This is a genomic window from Haemophilus sp. HN_Hi16, assembly GCF_049823435.1.
In the GTDB taxonomy this organism is placed as follows: domain Bacteria; phylum Pseudomonadota; class Gammaproteobacteria; order Enterobacterales; family Pasteurellaceae; genus Haemophilus; species Haemophilus influenzae_D.
Window position 1 is genome coordinate 656,941 of record NZ_CP187500.1, and the last position, 20,133, is coordinate 677,073.

At 37.6% G+C, this 20,133-nt stretch carries 25 protein-coding genes; 12 read left to right on the top strand and 13 right to left on the bottom strand.

All coding sequences use genetic code 11. From position 1 onward, the window contains the following. Positions 1-37: 37 nt before the first annotated feature. Positions 38-244, bottom strand: coding sequence for a heavy-metal-associated domain-containing protein (locus tag ACPT9C_RS03290; protein ID WP_012054944.1), 207 nt, complete (start codon positions 242-244; stop codon positions 38-40). Positions 245-317: 73 nt separating this feature from the next. Next, positions 318-524: a heavy-metal-associated domain-containing protein gene (locus tag ACPT9C_RS03295; RefSeq protein ID WP_005666693.1), complete on the bottom strand. Its 207-nt coding sequence runs from the start codon at positions 522-524 to the stop codon at positions 318-320. Between the two features lie 76 nt (positions 525-600). Here ACPT9C_RS03295 and cueR point away from each other — a divergent pair, with 76 nt between their 5' ends. Continuing rightward, positions 601-987 (top strand): Cu(I)-responsive transcriptional regulator, encoded by a 387-nt coding sequence (gene cueR, locus ACPT9C_RS03300; RefSeq protein WP_005648963.1) that lies wholly within the window; start codon positions 601-603, stop codon positions 985-987. A gap of 13 nt (positions 988-1,000) precedes the next feature. Here the strand turns inward: cueR and metJ are convergent, their stop codons facing one another. Then, complete coding sequence (metJ, locus tag ACPT9C_RS03305) at positions 1,001-1,318, bottom strand: met regulon transcriptional regulator MetJ (RefSeq protein ID WP_005631186.1); 318 nt, start codon at positions 1,316-1,318, stop codon at positions 1,001-1,003. 247 nt (positions 1,319-1,565) lie between these two features. Between metJ and rho the strand changes: the two genes are divergently transcribed. Further along, positions 1,566-2,828 (top strand): transcription termination factor Rho, encoded by a 1,263-nt coding sequence (gene rho / locus ACPT9C_RS03310; RefSeq protein WP_005629550.1) that lies wholly within the window; start codon positions 1,566-1,568, stop codon positions 2,826-2,828. A gap of 53 nt (positions 2,829-2,881) precedes the next feature. On the opposite strand, the gene ACPT9C_RS03315 is transcribed toward rho, so the two are convergent. From ACPT9C_RS03315 to ACPT9C_RS03330, 4 genes are read right to left on the bottom strand one after another with little or no spacing between them, the layout of a single operon-like run. After that, positions 2,882-3,574 (bottom strand): prepilin peptidase, encoded by a 693-nt coding sequence (locus ACPT9C_RS03315; protein ID WP_050948983.1) that lies wholly within the window; start codon positions 3,572-3,574, stop codon positions 2,882-2,884. Next, positions 3,571-4,791 carry a type II secretion system F family protein gene (locus tag ACPT9C_RS03320; protein ID WP_050948984.1) on the bottom strand — a complete coding sequence of 407 codons (1,221 nt, stop codon included), beginning with the start codon at positions 4,789-4,791 and terminating at the stop codon, positions 3,571-3,573. The genes ACPT9C_RS03315 and ACPT9C_RS03320 overlap by 4 nt, the downstream gene beginning before the upstream one ends. After that, positions 4,788-6,182, bottom strand: a complete 1,395-nt coding sequence (locus ACPT9C_RS03325; protein ID WP_005691826.1) for a GspE/PulE family protein — start codon at positions 6,180-6,182, stop codon at positions 4,788-4,790. The genes ACPT9C_RS03320 and ACPT9C_RS03325 overlap by 4 nt, the downstream gene beginning before the upstream one ends. Beyond that, positions 6,179-6,628, bottom strand: coding sequence for a prepilin-type N-terminal cleavage/methylation domain-containing protein (locus ACPT9C_RS03330; protein ID WP_005691824.1), 450 nt, complete (start codon positions 6,626-6,628; stop codon positions 6,179-6,181). The genes ACPT9C_RS03325 and ACPT9C_RS03330 overlap by 4 nt, the downstream gene beginning before the upstream one ends. 114 nt (positions 6,629-6,742) lie before the next feature. Between ACPT9C_RS03330 and ampD the strand changes: the two genes are divergently transcribed. From ampD to ruvX, 6 genes are all read left to right on the top strand, one after another. Beyond that, complete coding sequence (ampD, locus tag ACPT9C_RS03335) at positions 6,743-7,297, top strand: 1,6-anhydro-N-acetylmuramyl-L-alanine amidase AmpD (RefSeq protein ID WP_005691822.1); 555 nt, start codon at positions 6,743-6,745, stop codon at positions 7,295-7,297. Positions 7,298-7,928: 631 nt separating this feature from the next. Continuing rightward, a complete protein-coding gene (corC, locus tag ACPT9C_RS03340; RefSeq protein WP_050948985.1) occupies positions 7,929-8,828 on the top strand; it encodes a CNNM family magnesium/cobalt transport protein CorC in 900 nt (299 codons plus the stop codon). Positions 8,829-8,850: 22 nt separating this feature from the next. Then, positions 8,851-10,380 carry an apolipoprotein N-acyltransferase gene (lnt, locus tag ACPT9C_RS03345; RefSeq protein ID WP_423717151.1) on the top strand — a complete coding sequence of 510 codons (1,530 nt, stop codon included), beginning with the start codon at positions 8,851-8,853 and terminating at the stop codon, positions 10,378-10,380. Positions 10,381-10,429: 49 nt separating this feature from the next. Beyond that, the gene (gene rsmE / locus ACPT9C_RS03350) at positions 10,430-11,167 is read left to right on the top strand and encodes a 16S rRNA (uracil(1498)-N(3))-methyltransferase (RefSeq protein ID WP_005691816.1); all 738 of its coding nucleotides are present in this window, start codon (positions 10,430-10,432) and stop codon (positions 11,165-11,167) included. Further along, the gene (locus ACPT9C_RS03355) at positions 11,164-11,724 is read left to right on the top strand and encodes a YqgE/AlgH family protein (protein WP_005654097.1); all 561 of its coding nucleotides are present in this window, start codon (positions 11,164-11,166) and stop codon (positions 11,722-11,724) included. Before rsmE ends, ACPT9C_RS03355 begins: the two co-directional genes overlap by 4 nt. Next, positions 11,724-12,143 (top strand): Holliday junction resolvase RuvX, encoded by a 420-nt coding sequence (gene ruvX / locus ACPT9C_RS03360; RefSeq protein ID WP_050948987.1) that lies wholly within the window; start codon positions 11,724-11,726, stop codon positions 12,141-12,143. Before ACPT9C_RS03355 ends, ruvX begins: the two co-directional genes overlap by 1 nt. A gap of 49 nt (positions 12,144-12,192) precedes the next feature. On the opposite strand, the gene rdgC is transcribed toward ruvX, so the two are convergent. Next, positions 12,193-13,101 (bottom strand): recombination-associated protein RdgC, encoded by a 909-nt coding sequence (gene rdgC, locus ACPT9C_RS03365; RefSeq protein ID WP_050948988.1) that lies wholly within the window; start codon positions 13,099-13,101, stop codon positions 12,193-12,195. Between the two features lie 65 nt (positions 13,102-13,166). Between rdgC and proC the strand changes: the two genes are divergently transcribed. The 4 genes from proC to ACPT9C_RS03385 all read left to right on the top strand — a co-directional run bounded on the left by proC (position 13,167) and on the right by ACPT9C_RS03385 (position 16,530). Continuing rightward, positions 13,167-13,982: a pyrroline-5-carboxylate reductase gene (gene proC, locus ACPT9C_RS03370; RefSeq protein WP_050948989.1), complete on the top strand. Its 816-nt coding sequence runs from the start codon at positions 13,167-13,169 to the stop codon at positions 13,980-13,982. Continuing rightward, positions 13,982-15,148 carry a 3-phenylpropionate MFS transporter gene (locus tag ACPT9C_RS03375; protein WP_005660002.1) on the top strand — a complete coding sequence of 389 codons (1,167 nt, stop codon included), beginning with the start codon at positions 13,982-13,984 and terminating at the stop codon, positions 15,146-15,148. The genes proC and ACPT9C_RS03375 overlap by 1 nt, the downstream gene beginning before the upstream one ends. Before the next feature lie 29 nt (positions 15,149-15,177). Beyond that, a complete protein-coding gene (gene xerD, locus ACPT9C_RS03380) occupies positions 15,178-16,071 on the top strand; it encodes a site-specific tyrosine recombinase XerD (protein WP_050948990.1) in 894 nt (297 codons plus the stop codon). A gap of 171 nt (positions 16,072-16,242) precedes the next feature. Next, entirely contained in the window at positions 16,243-16,530 is a 288-nt protein-coding gene (locus tag ACPT9C_RS03385; RefSeq protein ID WP_005656308.1) for a DUF5339 domain-containing protein, read from the top strand. A gap of 51 nt (positions 16,531-16,581) precedes the next feature. On the opposite strand, the gene ruvB is transcribed toward ACPT9C_RS03385, so the two are convergent. The 5 genes from ruvB to nudB all read right to left on the bottom strand — a co-directional run bounded on the left by ruvB (position 16,582) and on the right by nudB (position 20,119). Beyond that, entirely contained in the window at positions 16,582-17,589 is a 1,008-nt protein-coding gene (gene ruvB, locus ACPT9C_RS03390; protein WP_011961739.1) for a Holliday junction branch migration DNA helicase RuvB, read from the bottom strand. A gap of 7 nt (positions 17,590-17,596) precedes the next feature. Continuing rightward, positions 17,597-18,211 carry a Holliday junction branch migration protein RuvA gene (gene ruvA / locus ACPT9C_RS03395; RefSeq protein WP_050948991.1) on the bottom strand — a complete coding sequence of 205 codons (615 nt, stop codon included), beginning with the start codon at positions 18,209-18,211 and terminating at the stop codon, positions 17,597-17,599. A 62-nt stretch (positions 18,212-18,273) separates the two neighbouring features. Beyond that, complete coding sequence (ruvC, locus tag ACPT9C_RS03400) at positions 18,274-18,846, bottom strand: crossover junction endodeoxyribonuclease RuvC (protein ID WP_050847307.1); 573 nt, start codon at positions 18,844-18,846, stop codon at positions 18,274-18,276. A 46-nt stretch (positions 18,847-18,892) separates the two neighbouring features. Continuing rightward, positions 18,893-19,633, bottom strand: coding sequence for a YebC/PmpR family DNA-binding transcriptional regulator (locus tag ACPT9C_RS03405; RefSeq protein WP_005662961.1), 741 nt, complete (start codon positions 19,631-19,633; stop codon positions 18,893-18,895). 12 nt (positions 19,634-19,645) lie between these two features. Continuing rightward, positions 19,646-20,119 carry a dihydroneopterin triphosphate diphosphatase gene (gene nudB / locus ACPT9C_RS03410; protein ID WP_050948992.1) on the bottom strand — a complete coding sequence of 158 codons (474 nt, stop codon included), beginning with the start codon at positions 20,117-20,119 and terminating at the stop codon, positions 19,646-19,648. Between the last annotated feature and the right edge of the window lie 14 nt (positions 20,120-20,133).

Here is a 20,133-nt window from a genome sequence, read left to right on the forward strand (position 1 = left end):
TTGGCAGGTCATCCCACCAATCTGAATCGAAATTTTTTTACTCTGTGGCGTCAAATCCAGCATCTTCAATGACCTCAATCAACTGTGCAATATTGACTCGATTTTCATCAAAAGTAATATTTGCTTTACCCTCTAATTGCACATCAGCAGATTGTACACCATCTAATTCAGTTAAAACTTGAGTAAGACTTTTTACGCAACAGCCGCAATGTATGCCTTTTATGTTTAATGTGATAGTTTTCATTTTTACTCCTTGTTAGTTGTTTTATTGATGAATGCGATTGGCAGGCCATCCCACCAATCTGAATTGAAATTTTTTACTCTGTGGCGTCAAATCCAGCATCTTCAATGACCTCAATCAGCTGTGCAACATTGACTCGATTTTCATCAAAAGTAATATTTACTTTACCCTCTAATTGCACATCAGCAGATTGTACACCATCTAATTCAGTTAAAACTTGAGTAAGACTTTTTACGCAACAGCCGCAATGTATGCCTTTTATGTTTAATGTGATAGTTTTCATTTTTACTCCTTGTTAGTTGTTTTATTGATGGTTAAACTATAAACCTTTACATAAGGTTAAGGTCAAGAAGTTTTTTATGAATATTAGTGAAGCCGCAAAATTAGTAGGTTTATCTACAAAACAAATCCGTGATTATGAAAAAATAGGGTTAATTAAACCCGCTGTTCGCAGTTTGTCAGGCTATCGAAATTATGGAGAAAGTGATTTAGAAAGGTTGCATTTTATTCGACACTCACGCAATGTTGGGTTTTCGTTACATCAAATCGCACAATTATTAGCACTACAAGATAATCCTAAGCGTAGCTGCCGAGAAGTGAAAGTGCTAACTGCTCAACATATTGCGACATTAAATCAACAAATAGAACAGTTACAAAAAATGGTACAAAAATTGCAGCACTGGCACGACAGTTGTCAGGGCAATGACAACCCTGAATGTTTAATTTTGAATGGCTTGAACGGATAAGTGAAAAGTGCGGTTAATATTCCCAGCTTTCTGGATCGACACCTAATTCACGCATAAGCACTTTGGCATCTTCAGGGATTTCATCATTACGCTCTTTCATTAAATCTGCATCGGTGGGTAAAGGTTGTCCTGTGAATGCGTGTAAGAATGCTTCACAAAGCAATTCACTGTTAGTTGCGTGACGTAAACTTTTTAATTGGCGGCGAGTGCGTTCATTCGTCAAAATTTCCAGTACTTTAATGGGAATAGATACTGTAATTTTTTTTACTTGCTCACTTTTTTTGCCGTGTTCTGCATAAGGGCTGATATATTTTCCGTCCCAATTCGCCATAATTTCCCTTAAGTGCTTATTGATAACCTTACAAATTGTCCGTATTCTAATTAAAAATCAAATAAATAACAATCTAGACGGCTAAACTTCCAAAATAAGTTCTTAAAAAAAGTGCGGTAATTTTTTATATTAAATGCTAATAAAAGCTAGACAGCGTAGGGTTTTAGTGGTAATTTACGCGCCATTCAAAGGGTGCAAGCCCACCATTCGAATAATCAATTCTTATTAATTCCAACATTTATTCATTATGCATTTAACAGAACTTAAAAATACGCCTGTTTCTGATCTTGTGAAACTCGGTGAGGAGCAAATGGGCTTAGAAAATTTAGCTCGTTTGCGTAAACAAGATATTGTCTTTGCAATCTTAAAACAGCACGCCAAAAGTGGCGAAGATATTTTCGGCGGTGGTGTGTTAGAAATTTTACCAGATGGTTTTGGTTTCCTTCGTTCTGCCGACAGTTCCTATCTTGCAGGCCCTGATGATATTTATGTTTCCCCAAGTCAAATCCGTCGTTTTAATCTTCAAACTGGTGATAAAATCGAAGGTAAAATTCGCCCACCAAAAGAAGGCGAACGTTATTTCGCACTTTTAAAAGTTGATCAAGTTAATGATGACAAACCTGAAGTTTCTCGTAGCAAAATCTTATTTGAAAACTTAACGCCATTGCACGCTAATTCGCGTTTAAGAATGGAGCGAGGCAATGGCTCAACAGAAGATTTAACCGCACGTATTTTGGATTTAGCATCCCCAATTGGTAAAGGTCAACGTGGTTTGATCGTAGCTCCGCCAAAAGCGGGTAAAACAATGTTGTTGCAAAATATTGCGCAAAGTATCACGCATAATTACCCCGATGTGGAACTTATCGTATTATTGATTGATGAACGCCCAGAAGAAGTGACAGAAATGCAACGTTCAGTAAAAGGCGAAGTCATTGCTTCTACTTTTGATGAACCCGCAACTCGTCACGTTCAAGTGGCTGAAATGGTAATCGAAAAAGCGAAACGTTCAGTAGAGCATAAAAAAGATGTGGTCATTTTGCTTGATTCTATTACTCGTTTAGCGCGCGCTTACAATACGGTAACCCCAGCTTCAGGTAAAATTTTGTCTGGTGGTGTGGATGCTAATGCGTTGCATCGTCCAAAACGTTTCTTTGGAGCTGCACGTAATGTGGAAGAAGGCGGCAGTTTAACGATTATTGCCACAGCACTAGTTGATACAGGTTCGAAAATGGATGAAGTTATTTTCGAAGAATTTAAAGGTACAGGTAATATGGAATTACACCTTTCTCGTAAAATTGCAGAAAGACGCGTATTCCCAGCCATTGACTTTAAACGCTCTGGTACTCGTAAAGAAGACTTACTCACAACATCTGATGAATTACAAAAAATGTGGATTCTTCGTAAGATTCTTAATCCAATGGATGAAGTGGATGCAATGGAATTCTTGATTGATAAGCTGATGATGGCGAAAACCAACGAAGAGTTTTTTGAAGTGATGAAACGTTCGTAAAAGCAACCGCACTTCTATGAAGAACAAGGGGAAAATATTATGTTTTCCCCTTTTTAATATCCGTAATATTTGACGAAATAAATGATGATAGCCGATAAGTTCATAAAAGGGGCAAAAGGTATAAATTCTTTTTTCTTTTTATGAATAAGCGAAAAACATATTCCAAGCACTGAGGCTAATAATAAAAAGTGCGGTAAGGTTTCTAAATGAATAAAACTTCCTAATGCCATTGCTAGCCAATAATCTCCCCGTCCAAAGGCTTCTTTGCAGTAATAACATTTTGCAATCCAATAGATTGCGTAGAAAACAATAAAAAAACTAGCTGCACTTTTTATGCTTTCAGATAACGTTAGCAATGAAAAGTTATTGTCTGCTCCAAATAATCCTAGAGTAAGTAACCATAAACAGGGTGTCGTAGAAATAAGTTGATAGTGCCAATCAAGATAACTGATTGTCCAAAGAATAATAAGTGTGAGTCCGATCCATACAGTAAAAATAGAATCTTTGAAGGCAATTTGTAAAAATATAAATCCAACCCCAATACTAAAAAAATACCTCAAAATATGACCGCACTTTTTTTGTTGAATAGAGGCAAAGTGCGGTTGAAATGGAGAACGGTTTTGTGGAAATAATTCAACGTAAGTCGCATAAATCTCTTGCTGCAAATGCGTAATAAAACCAGATAGATAGAACCACAATGCGATCCCTAAGATGCCGCCTAATAAAAACATTGTGAAGTAAATCATTGAATAACTGATCCCATATTAAAGATAGGTAAATACATTCCCATCATAATAATCCCAATCAGACTGCCGATGATTACCATCATTAATGGTTCTAGCATTTGTGAGAGTAAGTCAATTTGATGATTAAGTTTTTCTTGGTAATTTTCCGCAATATGTTCTAGCATCAAAGCGAGTTTTCCGCTTTGCTCGCCAATTTGTAGCATTTGTTGTGCTTCCATCGGGAAAAGATCGCTACTTACGCTATTAGAAAACGCATAGCCTTGAGAAACCCATTGCAAAATTGACCGCACTTCTTTATCTAATACCATATCGTTTACAAGCGTTTTCTTGGTTTGCCAAGTTTGTGTGCGAGGAAGAAAACTGTCTAGTGCCTGATTAAGCGGTACGCCGGCCTGCAACATAATTTGTAAACTTTGACTAAAGTTCACTAAACGTGAAAGCTTTTGAATTGTGCCAAAAATAGGCGTGATAGAAATAAGTTGATTTTTCTTTTGATGAAACCAAGTCTGGCGTTTTAAATAGAAATAATAAAATAGAAAAAAACTCAAAACGAAAAATAGCAAAATGCCAATATTTTGCTTAAGAAAATTGGATATAGAGAGCAATATTGCAGTTATTGTTGGTAACTCAGCATTATTGCCACTGTACATTTCAGCAAATTGAGGCACGATAAAAAGCAGTAATGCGAGTGTCAATAATAGAGAAATTCCTAACACCATTGAGGGGTACAACATGATTTTCTGTAATTTACGTTGTAATGCTAAAGATTGGCTGCGATGTGTGGCTATTTTTTTACAAACTACGGCTAGTTTGCCTGTCATTTCTCCCACTTGAATCAGTTGAATTTCTTGTTGTGTGAGATATTTCCCTTGTTGTTCAATGGCTTGTGAAAATGCTAAACCAGCTTCAATAGATTGAAGTAGTCGTTCAAGCCATTCATTGAGTACAATTTGAGTACAATTTTGTTGCAAAATTTGCAGACTGTTTTTTAACGGAATAGCGGACTGTAGCAACGTGGCTAATTGATTGAGTAATTCGCTAATTTCTGAATTTTTGGGCTTTGCCCCAAATTGCCAGTTTTGTTGTAATTTGATGTGAGTAATCCCGCGGCTTATTAATTGAAAGTGTGCTTGTTGTTTTGTATCCGCAATAATTGAGCCTTTTTGTTTCTGATTTAATGCGTTACTACCTTGATAATAAAAGAGTTTTTTAGTCATGAGTTTTTACCTAGCACACGTTCAAGTTCTTTTTCATCTGTTATTCCTTGATTAACTTTTTCTAAACCACTCGCACGTAAATTTTTAAAATCCGTTTGATAGCCATTCTGCTGCCAATGTAGAAATTGATACACGCCGATTCGACCTCGATAACCTTGATGGCAATCACAAGAATTTGCTAAATTTCCACCGCACTTTGAACAAAGCTTTCGTACAAGACGCTGTGCAATGACGAGTAGTAAACTGTTTTCAATTTCATGTTGCTGAATACCGAGTTGTTGTAAGCGAGAAATGGCAGAAATTGCATCATTGGTATGTAAAGTTGAAAGCACCAAATGCCCAGTTTGTGCCGCACGTAATGCAATCCTTGCACTTTCTTCATCGCGAATTTCGCCTAACATAATAATATCGGGATCTTGGCGTAAGAAAGTGCGCAATAGGCGGTTAAAATCTAGTCCAATCTGTGGATTAATTTGGCTTTGAACAATGCCATCCAGCTCAATTTCAATGGGATCTTCCGCTGTCATAATATGTTTATCAGGCGTATTTAGCCACTGAAGTGCGGTGTAAAGTGAGATACTTTTTCCACTTCCTGTTGGACCAGTGACTAAAATTAATCCTTGTGGCTGGCTAAGTGCGCGTTGAAATGCTTGTTGCTGATTTTCTGTCATACCTAATTCAGAAAAGCTAAGTTCTACTGGTTTATTTTGTTGCGCTCGCAACACGATTTTTTCGCCCCAATGGGTTGGTAAGGTTGAAAGGCGAAAATCAAGAATATCGGAAAAAGTCGTTTTAAATTGAAACCGCCCATCTTGTGGAAGTCGATTTTCACTAATATCTAATTTAGCCAGTAATTTTAAGCGTGAAATAATACGATTGGCGAATATTTTGCTTATTAAGGGTTGTGGTTGTAAAACACCATCAATTCTAAACCGCACTTGAAACTGATCAGCCAAGGTTTCTAAATGAATATCAGAGGCATTTTTTTGTAAGGCAGATTCAAAAATCTGATTAAGTAAGCGGATAACAGGTTCATCATTTTCTTGTTCAAAATGGGTTTCTTGATGTTGATAGAATTTAACTTGTTCTTCCACTTGCATTTGACGCGGAGTAAGTTGTTGTAACAGTTCTTTGAGTTGGCTGCTTTCTAACAAAATTGGTTCGACAGGTTTTCCCGTTATAAACGCAATGGTTTCACAGGCTGAAAGATTGGAGAGAGAATCAACCCCTAGCCAAAGACGATTATTTTCTTCTTTAAGTAGCAAAGCAAAATAACGTAAGAGCAAGGATTGTTGTTGCTGATTGCGTTCCCATAAATCTGGCGAGATCGTAAATACTTCGCCATTTTGAGCAATTACACGCTGAGTATGAAGTAAAGCATAGCTCGTCATTTTGTGACACTTCCGCAAAAATTTGCTGGAAATAAAGAGGCATCCGTTCCTTTGCAGGTTGTTGTCCAAGTTACACCTGCTGTAGCATTACCTTTAGCTTGCAAAATATATTCCATATTTGCCAATGTGCCATTCCCTTTTACTGTAATACCACCTGATTGAGTTTTCACTGAGGCTACATAGCCTTTTGCTGTTGTAATATCAGCTGCAATTCCATTGCTTCCTCCTGAGCAAGTAGAAGGTTTGCCTGTGCTATAAACGCATAATTCCACATCAGCCTTATAAGGCGCAGAAGCTTGCAGTAATTCGGATACCGCAGCTTTTTTGGTATAATTTTGATAAGAAGGAATTGCGATAGTGGCTAAAATAGCAATAATTGCAATCACAATCATTAGCTCGATTAATGTAAACCCTTTTTTCAAGGTTTGCAGTGTTGTTAATTTCATTCATTTTCCTTTTATTAAGCCTTTGTTGGCAACGACATTGTGAAAAGGAAAAATTTGTTTGTAAAATTGACCGCACTTTTTCTGCGATCCTGATCGCAAAAAAAGGAAAAATGTATGCAAAAACTAAAAGATATTGAACAAGGTATATTGACCGATTGTCGGCAAATTCCATCTCCGCATTTTGATAAACGCCCAAATCCGCAGGATATTTCCTTATTAGTTATTCATTATATTAGTCTGCCGCCAGAACAATTTGGTGGCGGATATGTGGATGATTTTTTTCAAGGGAAATTAGATCCTAAGATCCATCCTTATTTTGCAGAAATTTATCAAATGCGTGTTTCTGCCCATTGTTTGATCGAACGAAATGGGCGAATTACGCAATATGTCAATTTTAATGATCGTGCTTGGCACGCAGGCGTATCGAGTTTTCAAGGACGAGAAAAATGTAATGATTTTGCCATTGGAATTGAGTTGGAGGGGAGTAATGAACAGCCTTTTACCGACGCTCAATATTTTTCATTGCAAGAACTTACCAATGTAATAATGAAAAGTTACCCGAAGATTACGAAAGATCGAATTGTTGGACATTGTGATATTTCGCCAGGACGTAAGATCGATCCTGGTCAATATTTTGATTGGGAACGTTATTTATCCAGTGTGAAATAATCTGTATAAAAATTAAACATCAAATTTTGGGTATTCTGTGTATTCTAAATGCGTTCATTCTTTTACTTCTAACCAGTTGAATTAAAAGGAATAAATTTAAAGCTGAAATTTTATTAAAAAAGTTAATTTGAGTTATACAACATTACAGATTTTCTCAACCACAATTTTATCCACAGAAATATTGAATAACTCAAAGAGATGGTAAAAAGATCTTTTGTGAATAAAGCCATTTTAAAAATTGTATTTTTTTACCGCATTTTCTTCCATTTTTGTATGTAAAAAGTGCGGTTTATTTTTATTTAAGATCTTTTGGTTACAAATAACCCGATTTATTTTGAAGTTTGATGTGATAAGGATCTTTGCCCTCTTTTTACGAGATCAATTCACAATCAAAAATCCATTATTCACAAGTTATCCACAACATAGATACTTTTCGTCATATAAACAAAATAAGAATATTTTGTTGTCTAGAATTTTCCCCTCTCCGTAAAAATTGTGTATTTTTAACCGCACTTTAGGTTTAAACCCAATGTACGGTTATTTTTATTGATTTTCGTCTTTTCGATTTTTGCGATTTTTTCCAAAATATGATACTTTTTCGCCGTCAATAAGACATCAAACACAAATCAATATGAACGACGAACAGCAAAATTCAAACCAATCTGAAAATACAAAAAAACCTTTTTTCCAATCTTTATTTGGTTGCTTTTTTCAAGGCGAATTAAAAAATCGTGAAGAACTTGTGGAAGTGATTCGCGATTCAGAACAAAATGATTTAATTGATCAAAATACGCGTGAAATGATTGAAGGCGTGATGGAAATTGCGGAACTTCGTGTTCGCGATATTATGATTCCTCGTTCACAAATTATTTTTATTGAAGATCAACAAGATTTAAATACTTGTTTAAACACAATTATTGAATCCGCTCATTCTCGTTTTCCTGTGATTGCCGATGCGGATGATCGCGATAATATAGTGGGCATTTTGCACGCAAAAGATTTATTAAAATTTTTACGTGAAGATGCGGAAGTCTTTGATTTATCTTCATTATTGCGCCCCGTCGTGATTGTGCCAGAAAGCAAAAGAGTGGATCGTATGTTGAAAGATTTCCGCTCAGAGCGTTTTCATATGGCCATTGTGGTGGATGAATTTGGTGCGGTATCAGGTCTTGTTACCATTGAAGATATTTTGGAACAAATTGTTGGCGATATTGAAGATGAATTTGATGAAGAAGAGGTTGCGGATATTCGTCAGCTTTCTCGTCATACCTATGCAGTGCGTGCGCTCACCGATATTGATGATTTCAATGGGCAATTTAATACGGATTTTGATGATGAAGAAGTGGATACCATTGGCGGTCTGATTATGCAGACTTTTGGTTATTTACCAAAACGTGGGGAAGAAATTATTTTGAAAAATCTTCAATTTAAAGTGACTTCTGCAGATAGTCGTCGATTAATTCAACTTCGAGTCACAGTGCCAGATGAACATTTGGCAGAAATGAATAATGTAGATGAAAAATCTGAATAGGGTTTTATTATCAATTAAATTTATGAATAAATATTTTACTTATCTTATTGCGATTATATCAGGTTTACTCGGTGTTTTTGCCTTTTCGCCATTTGATTATTGGCCTTTGGCTTATGTTTCTTTACTCGGTTTACTTTATGTCGCTAAAAATCCTAAAAAATCCACCGCACTTTTATCCACTTTCTTGTGGGCGATGGGATTTTTCTGCTTTGGAGTAAGTTGGCTTAATGTCAGCATTCATCAATTTGGTGGTGCGTCTTTAGGGGTAAGTTATTTCCTTGTCGGTTTACTTGCGGCTTATCTTGCACTATATCCAATGCTATTTACCTATTTGGTTCAGCGTTTCAAAGTGCAAAGTGCGGTAATTTTTGCCGTGATTTGGACATTGACAGAATTTTTACGGGGTTGGATTTTTACTGGTTTTCCTTGGCTTCAATTTGGTTATACACAAATTGACAGCCCATTTTATGGCATTGCCCCTATTTTTGGCGTAACAGGATTAACGTTCTTTACTGTTTGGGCAAGTGCGGTCATTTTTAATCTCGTTTCTTCTTTGTTTAAAACGAAAAACCTTAAATTAGTTTTAGCGAATGCTTTGTTATTGATTATCATGGGGGGATTAAGTGCTTATTCATCGCAAATTCACTTTGTAAAATCTGTTGAAGATAAGGCAATTTCAGTCACGCTTGCACAAGGTAATATTGAACAAAATCTTAAATGGGATCCTAATTATTTCTATTCTACTTTGGCGATTTATCAAAAATTAATCACAGAAAATCTTGGTAAAACTGATTTAATTATTTTGCCTGAATCAGCTTTGCCAACGCTTGAAAATGCGATTATGCCATTTTTTGAGGGATTAGAGCGTGCAGCTAAAGAAACGAAAACGGAAATTATGGTTGGAACTGTATTCCAAGATACGAAATCTAGTAAGTTATTAAATTCAATTATGACTGCAGGAAACCCAGATTTTCCTTATCAACCAGATACGCCAAATCGTTATAATAAACATCATCTTGTGCCTTTCGGGGAATATGTTCCGCTAGAAAGTATTTTGCGACCACTTAATTCAGTGTTTAATTTACCAATGTCAGCATTTCAAAGTGGGGAGGCAGTTCAACCCTCTTTAATCGCAAAAAAACGTGCTTTTTCGCCAGCAATTTGTTATGAAATTATTTTCGGCGAGCAAGTGCGACAAAATTTGAAACAAGATACGGATTATTTGCTCACGTTATCTAATGATGCATGGTTTGGCGATTCTATCGGGCCTTGGCAACATTTACAGATGGCAAGAATGCGTGCTTTAGAATTAGGCAAACCGCTTATTCGTGCAACGAATACAGGAATTTCAGTTTTTGTTGATGCGCAAGGTAAGGTATTAGCGCAGGCACCACAATTTATTGAAACAACTTTGACTTATAAAATTGCACCTGCGGAAGGCAAAACCCCTTATTCTGTATTAGGAAATATGCCTTTGTATGCTTTGTCTTTATTGTTTTTACTCTTGCATAGTATGATGGCGTTTATTCGTCGCAAGATGAATATCCGATAAAAACACCAGTTAAAATGACCGCACTTTTTCACTCATATAAATAAACATTATGCGCATACCAAGAATTTATCATCCAATATCCCTTGAAAATCAAACTCAATGTTATCTTTCAGAAGACGCAGCAAATCACGTTGCTCGAGTATTAAGAATGACAGAAGGCGAACAGCTTGAACTCTTTGATGATTCTAATCATATTTATCCAGCAAAAATTATTGAGTCAAATAAAAAGTCCGTAAAAGTAGAAATTTTAGGGCGTGAGCTTGCGGATAAAGAATCCAATTTAAAAATCCATTTAGGACAAGTGATTTCTCGCGGAGAACGAATGGAATTTACCATTCAAAAATCCGTAGAATTGGGGGTAAATGTGATTACTCCATTATGGTCAGAACGCTGTGGCGTAAAACTTGATGCAGAGCGAATGGATAAAAAAATCCAACAATGGCAAAAAATTGCGATTGCAGCTTGCGAACAGTGCGGTCGTAATAGCGTGCCAGAAATTCGTCCATTGATGAAATTGCAAGATTGGTGTGCAGAAAATGATGGTGCATTGAAATTGAATTTACATCCACGCGCGCACTATTCTATTAAAACCTTACCGAGTATTCCATCTGAGGGTGTTCGTTTATTAATTGGCTCGGAAGGTGGATTATCTGCACAAGAAATTGCACAAACTGAACAGCAAGGATTTACAGAAATTTTATTAGGAAAACGTGTTTTACGTACTGAAACTGCATCACTTGCAGCGATAACTGCATTACAAATTTGTTTTGGGGATTTAGGCGAATGATGGAATTACAAGGAAAATTTTTGATCGCAATGCCACATTTAGACGATTATTTTAATCGCACGGTAGTATTTATGTGTGAGCATAATGAACAGGGTTCAATGGGTTTGGTCATTAATCAGCCGACAGATTTAAGCATTGCGGAACTTTATTCAAAACTCAATTTTATGATGAAAAATGACCGCACTTTTGGTAACGAAATGGTGGTCGCAGGCGGGCCTGTGCATACAGAAAGAGGGTTTATTTTACATAAGAATACGCTTAATGCCTTTCAGCATACTTATAAAGTCACAGAGGAACTTTCAATGACAACCTCCGCTGATGTAGTGGAAACGCTCGGTTCAACTTTTGCACCTGAAAAATATCTTGTTGCACTAGGATGTTCAAGCTGGGGGGCTGGTCAGTTAGAAAAAGAAATCAGCGATAATGCGTGGTTGGTGGCGTCATCTAAGGATCAAATTTTATTTGATATGCCCTATGAAGATCGTTATATGGCAGCCAATCAGTTACTTGGTATTCATCCTTATAATTTTGCCTTAGCGCAAGTGGGGCATAGTTAATGGGAATTACCGCTCTAGCTTTTGATTTTGGCACTAAAAGTATCGGTTGTGCCATAGGGCAAAGTATTACAGGTACAGCACAAGCCTTGCCCGCTTTTAAGGCACAAGATGGTATGCCAAATTGGGAAGCGATCGAAAAATGCTTGCAAGAATGGAAGCCAGATGTTGTCATTGTTGGTCTTCCTTTAAATATGGACGGAACAGAACAAAATTTGACTTTGCTGGCTCGTAAATTTGCGAATCGTTTACAAGGTCGTTTTGGGGTTAATGTCCATTTACAAGATGAACGACTAACCACCACGCAAGCTCGTAGTGAGATTTTTGAACGTGGTGGTTTTAAAGCATTAAAAAAAGGCAAAGTCGATGGTATTTCAGCCTGTTTAATTTTAGAGAGCTGGTTTGAATACGCTGAATATTAGGTTTACATTGTAAAAATAAACTTCATTTCAGAATGATTAAAGCGCGATTTTATAATCTCGTTTTTTCGCCACCAAATTCATCTAATAAATTTTCGGTGAGTTTGGCTAAAATACCAGTCATCAGTACAAAATCTGCATCGAAACGCTGTGCAAAATCTTCTTTCAGAATATCATCATTTTTTTCACGTATACTATCTGCAAATTTTAAACGTTTGAGGGTGCAATCCTCGTTAAAAACGAAAGTTAAGGTATCTTCCCATTCTAAGGCTAATTTACTTACTACTTTTTTGCCATCTTGCAGAAGTGCGAGAATTTCTTCATTTTCTAAGGGTTGTTTTTTACAACGAATAACGCTGTCTTCCTGATTGCCGCGAAGCTCGGCTTCTTCTAATGCAAGTAACCAATGCGGTAAGCTATCTTGAAGGATCCAATTGGTTAAAATCGTGCTGGGTTCATTAGCAAAGGCTAAAGGCACGACAGGAAGCGAGCCTAGGGATTTACGCAGTAATGCAAGTGCATCTTCTGCGCGTTTACTCGATGCGGCATCAATATGAATAAGATTATTTTCCGTATCAATCCACAGTGCCGTATGCTGATTTTTACTAAATGCACGAGGTAATAAATTCATCACAACATCGTCTTTTAATGTCTGTTTTTCTACCTTTTTAAGTTTGCGATTTTCTTTTTGTTCAAGGTTTTCAATGCGTTCATCAAGTTCACGTTTGACCACATTTGCTGGCAAGATTTTTTCTTCTTTTTTGGCGATTAATAGAATTTGTTTTCCAACAGAAAAATAGAGTAAATCACTTCCTCGTAATGGAGCAGACCATCCAAATTTACTTTGATCTTGAGCACCGCAAGGATGAAATTGACAATCTTCCAGTTGAGTTTGTAGCTGTGCAAGATCCCAATCTAGCGGTTTAGTCAGTCTATAAGTCATTAAATTTTTGAACCACATCGTAACACTTCCTTAAATATAGGGTAAAATGTGTAGCATTATAGCCCATAACAATAGGAAAAACGATGCAACACAAATTGATTGCCTTTATTGGCGGCGGTAATATGGCACAGGCTATTATTCTTGGCTTGTTGAAACAAGGTTATCCTGCCGAGCAAATTATTGTGAATGATCCGAATGAGGAAAAAAGAGCATTTTTTGCCAATCTTGGCGTGACAACTTCTGAAAATAATGTGGAAAGCGTAATCAAAGCGGAAGTTGTATTGCTTGCGGTAAAACCTCAAATGATGGCTGAAGTTTGTTCGCCACTAAGTGCGGTGGATTTTTCCGATAAATTATTAATTTCCATTGCTGCGGGGATTTCAACTGAACGCTTGAACGCATTAATTCCAAGTGCGAACGCAGTAGTGCGTGTTATGCCAAATACGCCCGCATTGGTGGGCGAAGGCATGGCAGGTTTATTTGCACCGAAAAATATGAGCGAAAATCACCGCACTTTTGCAAAAGATTTATTGGGGGCAGTGGGAAGAACGGTTTGGGTGGATGATGAAACTCAAATGCACGCAGTAACTGCCGCTTCAGGAAGTAGCCCAGCTTATTTCTTTTTAATGCTAGAAGCAATGCAGAAAGCCTTAATTAAAATGAATATTGATGAAAAAACTGCCCGTGAATTAGTGCAGCAATCAATGCTCGGTGCAGCAAAAATGGTAGCAGAAAATCCGCAAATTGCACTTTCAACTTTGCGTGAAAATGTTACTTCAAAAGGCGGCACCACCGCGGCAGCGTTAGCCGTATTTGACGCACAACATTTTAATCAAATAATAGAGCAAGCTATGCAGGCTTGTTTATCTCGTTCACAAGAAATGGAAACTTTATTCTGATGCAACTTCGTCCTTTTTATTGGCTCGCACTGAGCTTTCTAGGTTACTACTGCGCTTATGGCGTATTTTTGCCGTTCTTCCCCGCATGGTTGAAATCACAACAATATGGCGAAGAAATGATTGGCTTAGTTATCGGGAGTGCTTATATTTTCCGATTTGCGGGCGGATTATTTTTTTCATCGCTGATTAAAAAAGCCAATCATATTATTAATTCCTTACGCCTATTGGCGTTAGCATCGGCCATTATTATGGCGGCAATGAGTTTAGTTGCACATAATTTTTGGTTGTTATTTATTGCTATTGGTTTATATGCCTCTGTGAATTCAGCAGGAATGCCAATTGGGGATTCGTTGGCATCCACTTGGCAACGCCAAATCGGCTTAGATTACGGCAAAGTACGTTTAATTGGCTCTGCTGCCTTTATCCTTGGCGTAGTGGTGTTTGGTGGCATGATTGGCTGGGTTGGCGAGCAAAATATCGTGTGGATTTTAACCGCACTTTTATCTTTCTATACCATCATTCAGCTTTTAAAACCGACCATTCCCCCAAAAGATGAAATACCTGAAGGCAGCGATCAAAATCATATTGGTTTTATTGCTTTACTGAAAAATCCAATGACATTGCGAGTAATGATTGCAGTGGGACTCATTCAAGGCTCTCATGCGGCTTATTATGTTTATAGCACGATTTATTGGACAAGTATTGGGATCTCCATTTCTCAAACTAGCTTACTTTGGGGCATTGGCGTATTAGCAGAAATTGTATTATTTTTCTTCTCTCGTCGCTTATTTCAAAATATTTCTATCAGCGTGCTGCTTTATATTTCTGCGATTGCGTGCGTTGGACGCTGGGCTGTAATGGGATATATTGAAGATTTTTGGTTGATATTCTTATTGCAACTTATGCATAGTTTGACTTATGCCGTGTGCCATTATGCGATTGTTCGCTATATCACTACGCAACCGCAAAGCCATATTGCGAAATTACAAGGTTTGTATAATGGTTTATCCAATGGTGTGTTAATTGCCATTTTTACCGCGATTGCGGGAACGATTTATCCAACGTCGCCAGCGATGACATTTGTATTGATGAGTATCATCGCGGCTGCTGCATTTTTTGTGATTCCACGCAAGTTAAATGCCTTTTTGATTGTTCAGCATAAATAGGACGCATCGCTTCCTTGTAGAAAAGTAATATGAAAAATCTTGCGCTTATTGATTTGTTTCTTAATGAATATTGGATTGAAAAAGGGCTTTCAGAAAATACCGTTCAATCTTATCGTTTGGATTTAACCGCACTTTGTGATTGGTTGGATAAAAATGACTTGTCTTTGGAAACTTTAGATGCTGTAGATTTGCAAGGTTTTCTGGGTGAACGTTTGGAGAAAGGTTACAAAGCCACTAGCACCGCGCGAATGTTAAGTGCAATGCGTAAACTTTTCCAATATTTATATCGGGAAAAATACCGAGTGGATGATCCAAGTGCGGTGCTAAGTTCGCCTAAATTACCCAGTTGTCTGCCAAAATATTTAACTGAGCAACAAGTGTCAGATTTGCTCAATACGCCAGATGTGGACGTGCCTTTGGAGTTACGAGATAAAGCAATGTTAGAGTTGCTCTATGCAACGGGGCTTCGTGTAACGGAGTTAGTTTCGCTTACGATTGAAAATATGAGCGTACAACAAGGCGTGGTGCGCGTGATTGGTAAAGGGAACAAGGAACGTATTGTACCAATGGGGGAAGAAGCTGCCTATTGGGTTCGTCAATTTATACTTTATGGTCGTCCTGTTCTCTTAAATGGGCAGAGTTCTGATGTTGTGTTTCCAAGTCAGCGCGCACAGCAAATGACTCGTCAAACTTTCTGGCATCGTGTAAAACATTATGCCATTCTCGCGGATATTGATGCGGATACACTTTCCCCTCACGTTCTTCGCCATGCTTTTGCTACGCATTTAGTGAATCATGGTGCGGATTTACGTGTGGTGCAAATGTTGCTAGGACATAAAGATTTATCCACAACACAGATTTATACTCATGTGGCAAAAGAGAGATTGAAACGATTGCATGAAAGATTTCATCCTAGAGGATAATTTCGGGGTAAATTTTTATAGTTTAAAGATTGATTGTGGATTTCTTATTGATTAATTAATTTGACACACATCACAAATTTTGAATAAAAAATTAGACAGTTCAAGCATATTTTGCTATCTTTCGAAAAATTTCGACATTTATTCTATCGAAAAGTAATTTTGGATTCTAAAATGAAAAAAATCACGCTTTTTTTTACCGCACTTTTATGCTTATTTTCAACTTCTGTTTTAGCCGAATCTAATTTAATACCTAAACAATGTGAGCAATTATTTAAAGAAACAGAAAATTTGATTGCCCAAGCAGAAAAACAACCTGGAACCCACATTCAAGTAAATAAAATCAAAAGTAAACTAAACCAAAGCAAACAACAAATTCTTCAAATGGAATTAGCGACTCAGTTAAAAAGTTGTGAAGTGGGTTTAGCAAAATTAAGTAATTTGAAAAGTTATAGTGAGTAATTAAAAAAGCCTTATTGAGTACAATAAGGCTTTTTTAGTAGTTAAATTTATCTAGTCTGATAATTTCTGCAGACCGAAATGGCGATAAGTTTTCGATGTTGCAATACGTCCACGTGGCGTTCTTTGTAAAAAACCCTGTTGAATCAAATAAGGCTCTAAAACATCTTCAATGGTATCACGTTCTTCGCCAATAGCAGCAGCAAGATTATCCAGCCCTACAGGTCCACCATCAAAACGCTCAATAACTGCAGACAACAATTTTCTATCTAAATAATCAAATCCAGCATCGTCTACATCCAACATTGAAAGCGCTTGTTTTGCCACATCTACCGAAATTACTCCCCCATTGCGTACATCTGCATAATCACGCACGCGTCGTAATAAACGGTTTGCAATTCGAGGTGTGCCTCGTGAACGACGAGCTACCTCGAAAGCGGCCTGCTGTTCTAATTCAAGATTTAAACAGCCAGCACTTCGTGCCACGATAGAGGTTAAATCTTCTACAGAATAAAACTCCAAACGTTGCACAATACCAAAACGATCACGCAATGGCGAAGTCAAAGAACCCGCTCTAGTGGTCGCACCAACCAAAGTAAAAGGTGGCAAATCTAATTTAATAGAACGAGCAGCTGGCCCTTCGCCAATCATAATATCTAATTGATAGTCTTCCATTGCTGGATAAAGGACTTCTTCAATCGCAGGGGAAAGTCGATGGATTTCATCAATAAATAATACATCGTGCGGTTCAAGATTAGTTAGCATTGCAGCCAAATCGCCCGCTTTTTCTAATACTGGCCCCGATGTCGTACGAATATTCACGCCCATTTCATTTGCCACAATATTAGCAAGGGTTGTTTTTCCCAAACCGGGAGGGCCAAAAATCAACAAATGATCTAAGGCATCTTGACGGAGTTTGGCAGCCTTGATGAAAATATCCATTTGCTCGCGTACTTGCGGCTGCCCAACATAATCTGCTAATAGTTTAGGGCGAATAGCGCGGTCAATAACATCTTCATCAACCTTAGCTTGCCCACTAATAATTCTATCTGCTTCAATCATATCTTTCCTACAGTGCGGCTTTTAACGCTTCGCGGATAACTTGTTCACTGGTTAATTCTGGCTTAGCAACTCGTTTCACCATTTTTTCTGCTTCTGAAGGTTTATAACCTAAAGCAATCAAGGCTGAAATAGCTTCATCAGATGAATTTTCTGTATGCGGTTCAATAGATGGAACTGACGGAATATGAGTACTTTCTACAAAGAAATCACTTTGTTTTACACCTTTAAATTTACCTTTAAGTTCAACTAACAAACGTTCAGCAGTTTTTTTGCCAACCCCTGGGATTTTAGTGAGTTTAGAAAGTTCTTCTCTCTCTATCGCATAGGCAAATTGTTCGACCGACATGGCGGATAAAATCGCTAAGGCTAATTTAGGCCCCACCCCATTTGTTTTAATTAATTCACGAAATAAAGTGCGGTCTGTTTTTTGGGCAAATCCAAAGAGTAAGTGAGCATCTTCCCGAACAACAAAATGGGTGAATAAAGTCGTTTCTTGACCAATTTCTGGTAAATCATAGAAACTCGTCATAGGCAAAAGCAATTCATAGCCTACGCCTTGCACATTAAGTAAAATTTCTGGAGGTTGTTTTTCTAAAAGAATGCCTTGTAAGCGACCGATCATAATTCTTCCGAATGATAAAAAATTTAACGCATAGAATAAAATAAAACTGGACGAACATCCAGTTAAATTTTTAATCTAAAGCGTCCTCGGCTATATCTGGTCTTTAAAAGTGCGGTCATTTTTTCTTGCGTTTCTGTCACTTTCACAGAATTGGCAATATGTAAAGAATGTTGAATAGAATGCGCGTGTGTAATCGCGATAGCCAAGGCATCCGCAGCATCGGCTTGAGGTTTATCTGACAACTTCAAAATACGAGTTATCATTTCTTGCACTTGCACTTTATCAGCGGAACCAATGCCCACAACCGTTTGTTTTACTAAACGTGCGGCATATTCAAAAACAGGTAAATCATGATTTACTGCCGCCACAATCGCCGTACCTCGAGCCTGCCCTAGTTTTAAAGCTGAATCCGCATTCTTCGCCATAAACACTTGTTCAACCGCAAACATATCAGGTTGAAATTGCGTGATAATTTCAGCCACTCCAGCATAAATCCGTTTCAATCGGGTGGGTAAATCTTCAACTTGAGTGCGAATTGCACCACTGCCGAGATATTCCAAATGTCTTCCTGTTTGACGAATCACACCATAACCCGTTACGCGAGAGCCGGGGTCAATACCTAAAATAATGCTCATAATTTCTATAAAAAATGGGTAATTAAATTACCCATTTATTGCATCATTAAAGTTGAGATGCCACTTCGTCACTGATTTCACCGTTGTGATATACGTTTTGTACGTCATCACAATCTTCCAACATATCAATTAAACGAAGTAATTTTGGTGCGGTTTCAATATCAAGATCAACGGTTGTTGATGGAATCATCGTTACTTCAGCTTCTTGTACTTTAAAGCCAGCTGCTTCAATGCCATCACGCACTGAACCTAAATCTTCCCAAGCAGTATAGATTTCAAATGAACCATCATCTTGTGGTTGAATATCATCAGCACCTGCTTCGATAGCCGCTTCAGTTAAGGCATCTTCGTCCGCTTCTGCGATTAAGATTAAACCTTTTTTGCTAAATAAATAACCAACAGAGCCTTCTGTTCCTAAGTTACCACCACATTTAGTAAAACTTGGGCGAACCTGTGAAATGGTGCGGTTTGCATTATCACTTAAACATTCAACCATAACCGCTGTACCACCTGGGCCATAACCTTCATAGATTTTGGTTTCCATATTGGTGTCATCGCCACCGCCTACACCACGATCAATAGCGCGGTTGATAGTATCGCGCGTCATATTGTTGCTAAGTGCTTTATCTACTGCTGTGCGTAAACGCGGGTTAGCACTCACATCACCACCACCAATTTTAGCTGCGGTAACAAGTTCACGAATTAATTTAGTAAAAATTTTACCGCGTTGTGCATCTTGTGCTGCTTTGCGGTGTTTAATATTAGCCCACTTACTATGGCCTGCCATGTTGTTTTCCTTCTATTTATCTTTAAGAATATATTTTCTAATTGCTTCCGCATTATTGGAAGATTTTGTCATTTGGATTGCTTGTTCAGGGGAAACCCATTGATATGCCAAATGTTCACTTAATACTGGTTCGAATTCTTGCTCCATTGCCAATAAAAACCAATGTTCACGGCAATGCGTCACATTCGGTGCGTATTTATATCGGAAATGTGGAAAAATTTCAAATTCTATGCTCTCTTTGCAATCGAAAAGTGCGGTGGAATTTTCCGAAATTTCTAACCGCACTTCTTCCCATAGCTCACGAATTGCTGTGTTTTTTGGTGTTTCACCACTTTCAATGGTGCCAGTAACAGACTGCCAAAAATCAGGATCATCTTGGCGTTGGAGCATTAAAACTAGATTTGTATCTTTAGCGTAAATTACAACGAGAACAGATTGATTATTTTTGTATTGCATCATTAAAAATGCGGTCAAATCTGACCGCACTTCATTCCTAATAT

Coding starts and splice junctions, on each gene's coding strand:
- ACPT9C_RS03405 (WP_005662961.1), bottom strand. CDS start 19,633: ATGGCAGGCCATAGTAAGTGGGCTAATATTAAACACCGCAAAGCAGCA.
- ACPT9C_RS03290 (WP_012054944.1), bottom strand. CDS start 244: ATGAAAACTATCACATTAAACATAAAAGGCATACATTGCGGCTGTTGC.
- ACPT9C_RS03355 (WP_005654097.1), top strand. CDS start 11,164: ATGATGGAATTACAAGGAAAATTTTTGATCGCAATGCCACATTTAGAC.
- ACPT9C_RS03315 (WP_050948983.1), bottom strand. CDS start 3,574: ATGATTTACTTCACAATGTTTTTATTAGGCGGCATCTTAGGGATCGCA.
- ACPT9C_RS03325 (WP_005691826.1), bottom strand. CDS start 6,182: ATGACGAGCTATGCTTTACTTCATACTCAGCGTGTAATTGCTCAAAAT.
- rdgC (WP_050948988.1), bottom strand. CDS start 13,101: ATGTGGTTCAAAAATTTAATGACTTATAGACTGACTAAACCGCTAGAT.
- proC (WP_050948989.1), top strand. CDS start 13,167: ATGCAACACAAATTGATTGCCTTTATTGGCGGCGGTAATATGGCACAG.
- ruvB (WP_011961739.1), bottom strand. CDS start 17,589: ATGATTGAAGCAGATAGAATTATTAGTGGGCAAGCTAAGGTTGATGAA.
- ACPT9C_RS03375 (WP_005660002.1), top strand. CDS start 13,982: ATGCAACTTCGTCCTTTTTATTGGCTCGCACTGAGCTTTCTAGGTTAC.
- corC (WP_050948985.1), top strand. CDS start 7,929: ATGAACGACGAACAGCAAAATTCAAACCAATCTGAAAATACAAAAAAA.
- lnt (WP_423717151.1), top strand. CDS start 8,851: ATGAATAAATATTTTACTTATCTTATTGCGATTATATCAGGTTTACTC.
- ruvC (WP_050847307.1), bottom strand. CDS start 18,846: ATGAGCATTATTTTAGGTATTGACCCCGGCTCTCGCGTAACGGGTTAT.
- ruvX (WP_050948987.1), top strand. CDS start 11,724: ATGGGAATTACCGCTCTAGCTTTTGATTTTGGCACTAAAAGTATCGGT.
- ACPT9C_RS03320 (WP_050948984.1), bottom strand. CDS start 4,791: ATGACTAAAAAACTCTTTTATTATCAAGGTAGTAACGCATTAAATCAG.
- metJ (WP_005631186.1), bottom strand. CDS start 1,318: ATGGCGAATTGGGACGGAAAATATATCAGCCCTTATGCAGAACACGGC.
- rho (WP_005629550.1), top strand. CDS start 1,566: ATGCATTTAACAGAACTTAAAAATACGCCTGTTTCTGATCTTGTGAAA.
- ACPT9C_RS03295 (WP_005666693.1), bottom strand. CDS start 524: ATGAAAACTATCACATTAAACATAAAAGGCATACATTGCGGCTGTTGC.
- rsmE (WP_005691816.1), top strand. CDS start 10,430: ATGCGCATACCAAGAATTTATCATCCAATATCCCTTGAAAATCAAACT.
- ruvA (WP_050948991.1), bottom strand. CDS start 18,211: ATGATCGGTCGCTTACAAGGCATTCTTTTAGAAAAACAACCTCCAGAA.
- ACPT9C_RS03330 (WP_005691824.1), bottom strand. CDS start 6,628: ATGAAATTAACAACACTGCAAACCTTGAAAAAAGGGTTTACATTAATC.
- ampD (WP_005691822.1), top strand. CDS start 6,743: ATGCAAAAACTAAAAGATATTGAACAAGGTATATTGACCGATTGTCGG.
- ACPT9C_RS03385 (WP_005656308.1), top strand. CDS start 16,243: ATGAAAAAAATCACGCTTTTTTTTACCGCACTTTTATGCTTATTTTCA.
- cueR (WP_005648963.1), top strand. CDS start 601: ATGAATATTAGTGAAGCCGCAAAATTAGTAGGTTTATCTACAAAACAA.
- xerD (WP_050948990.1), top strand. CDS start 15,178: ATGAAAAATCTTGCGCTTATTGATTTGTTTCTTAATGAATATTGGATT.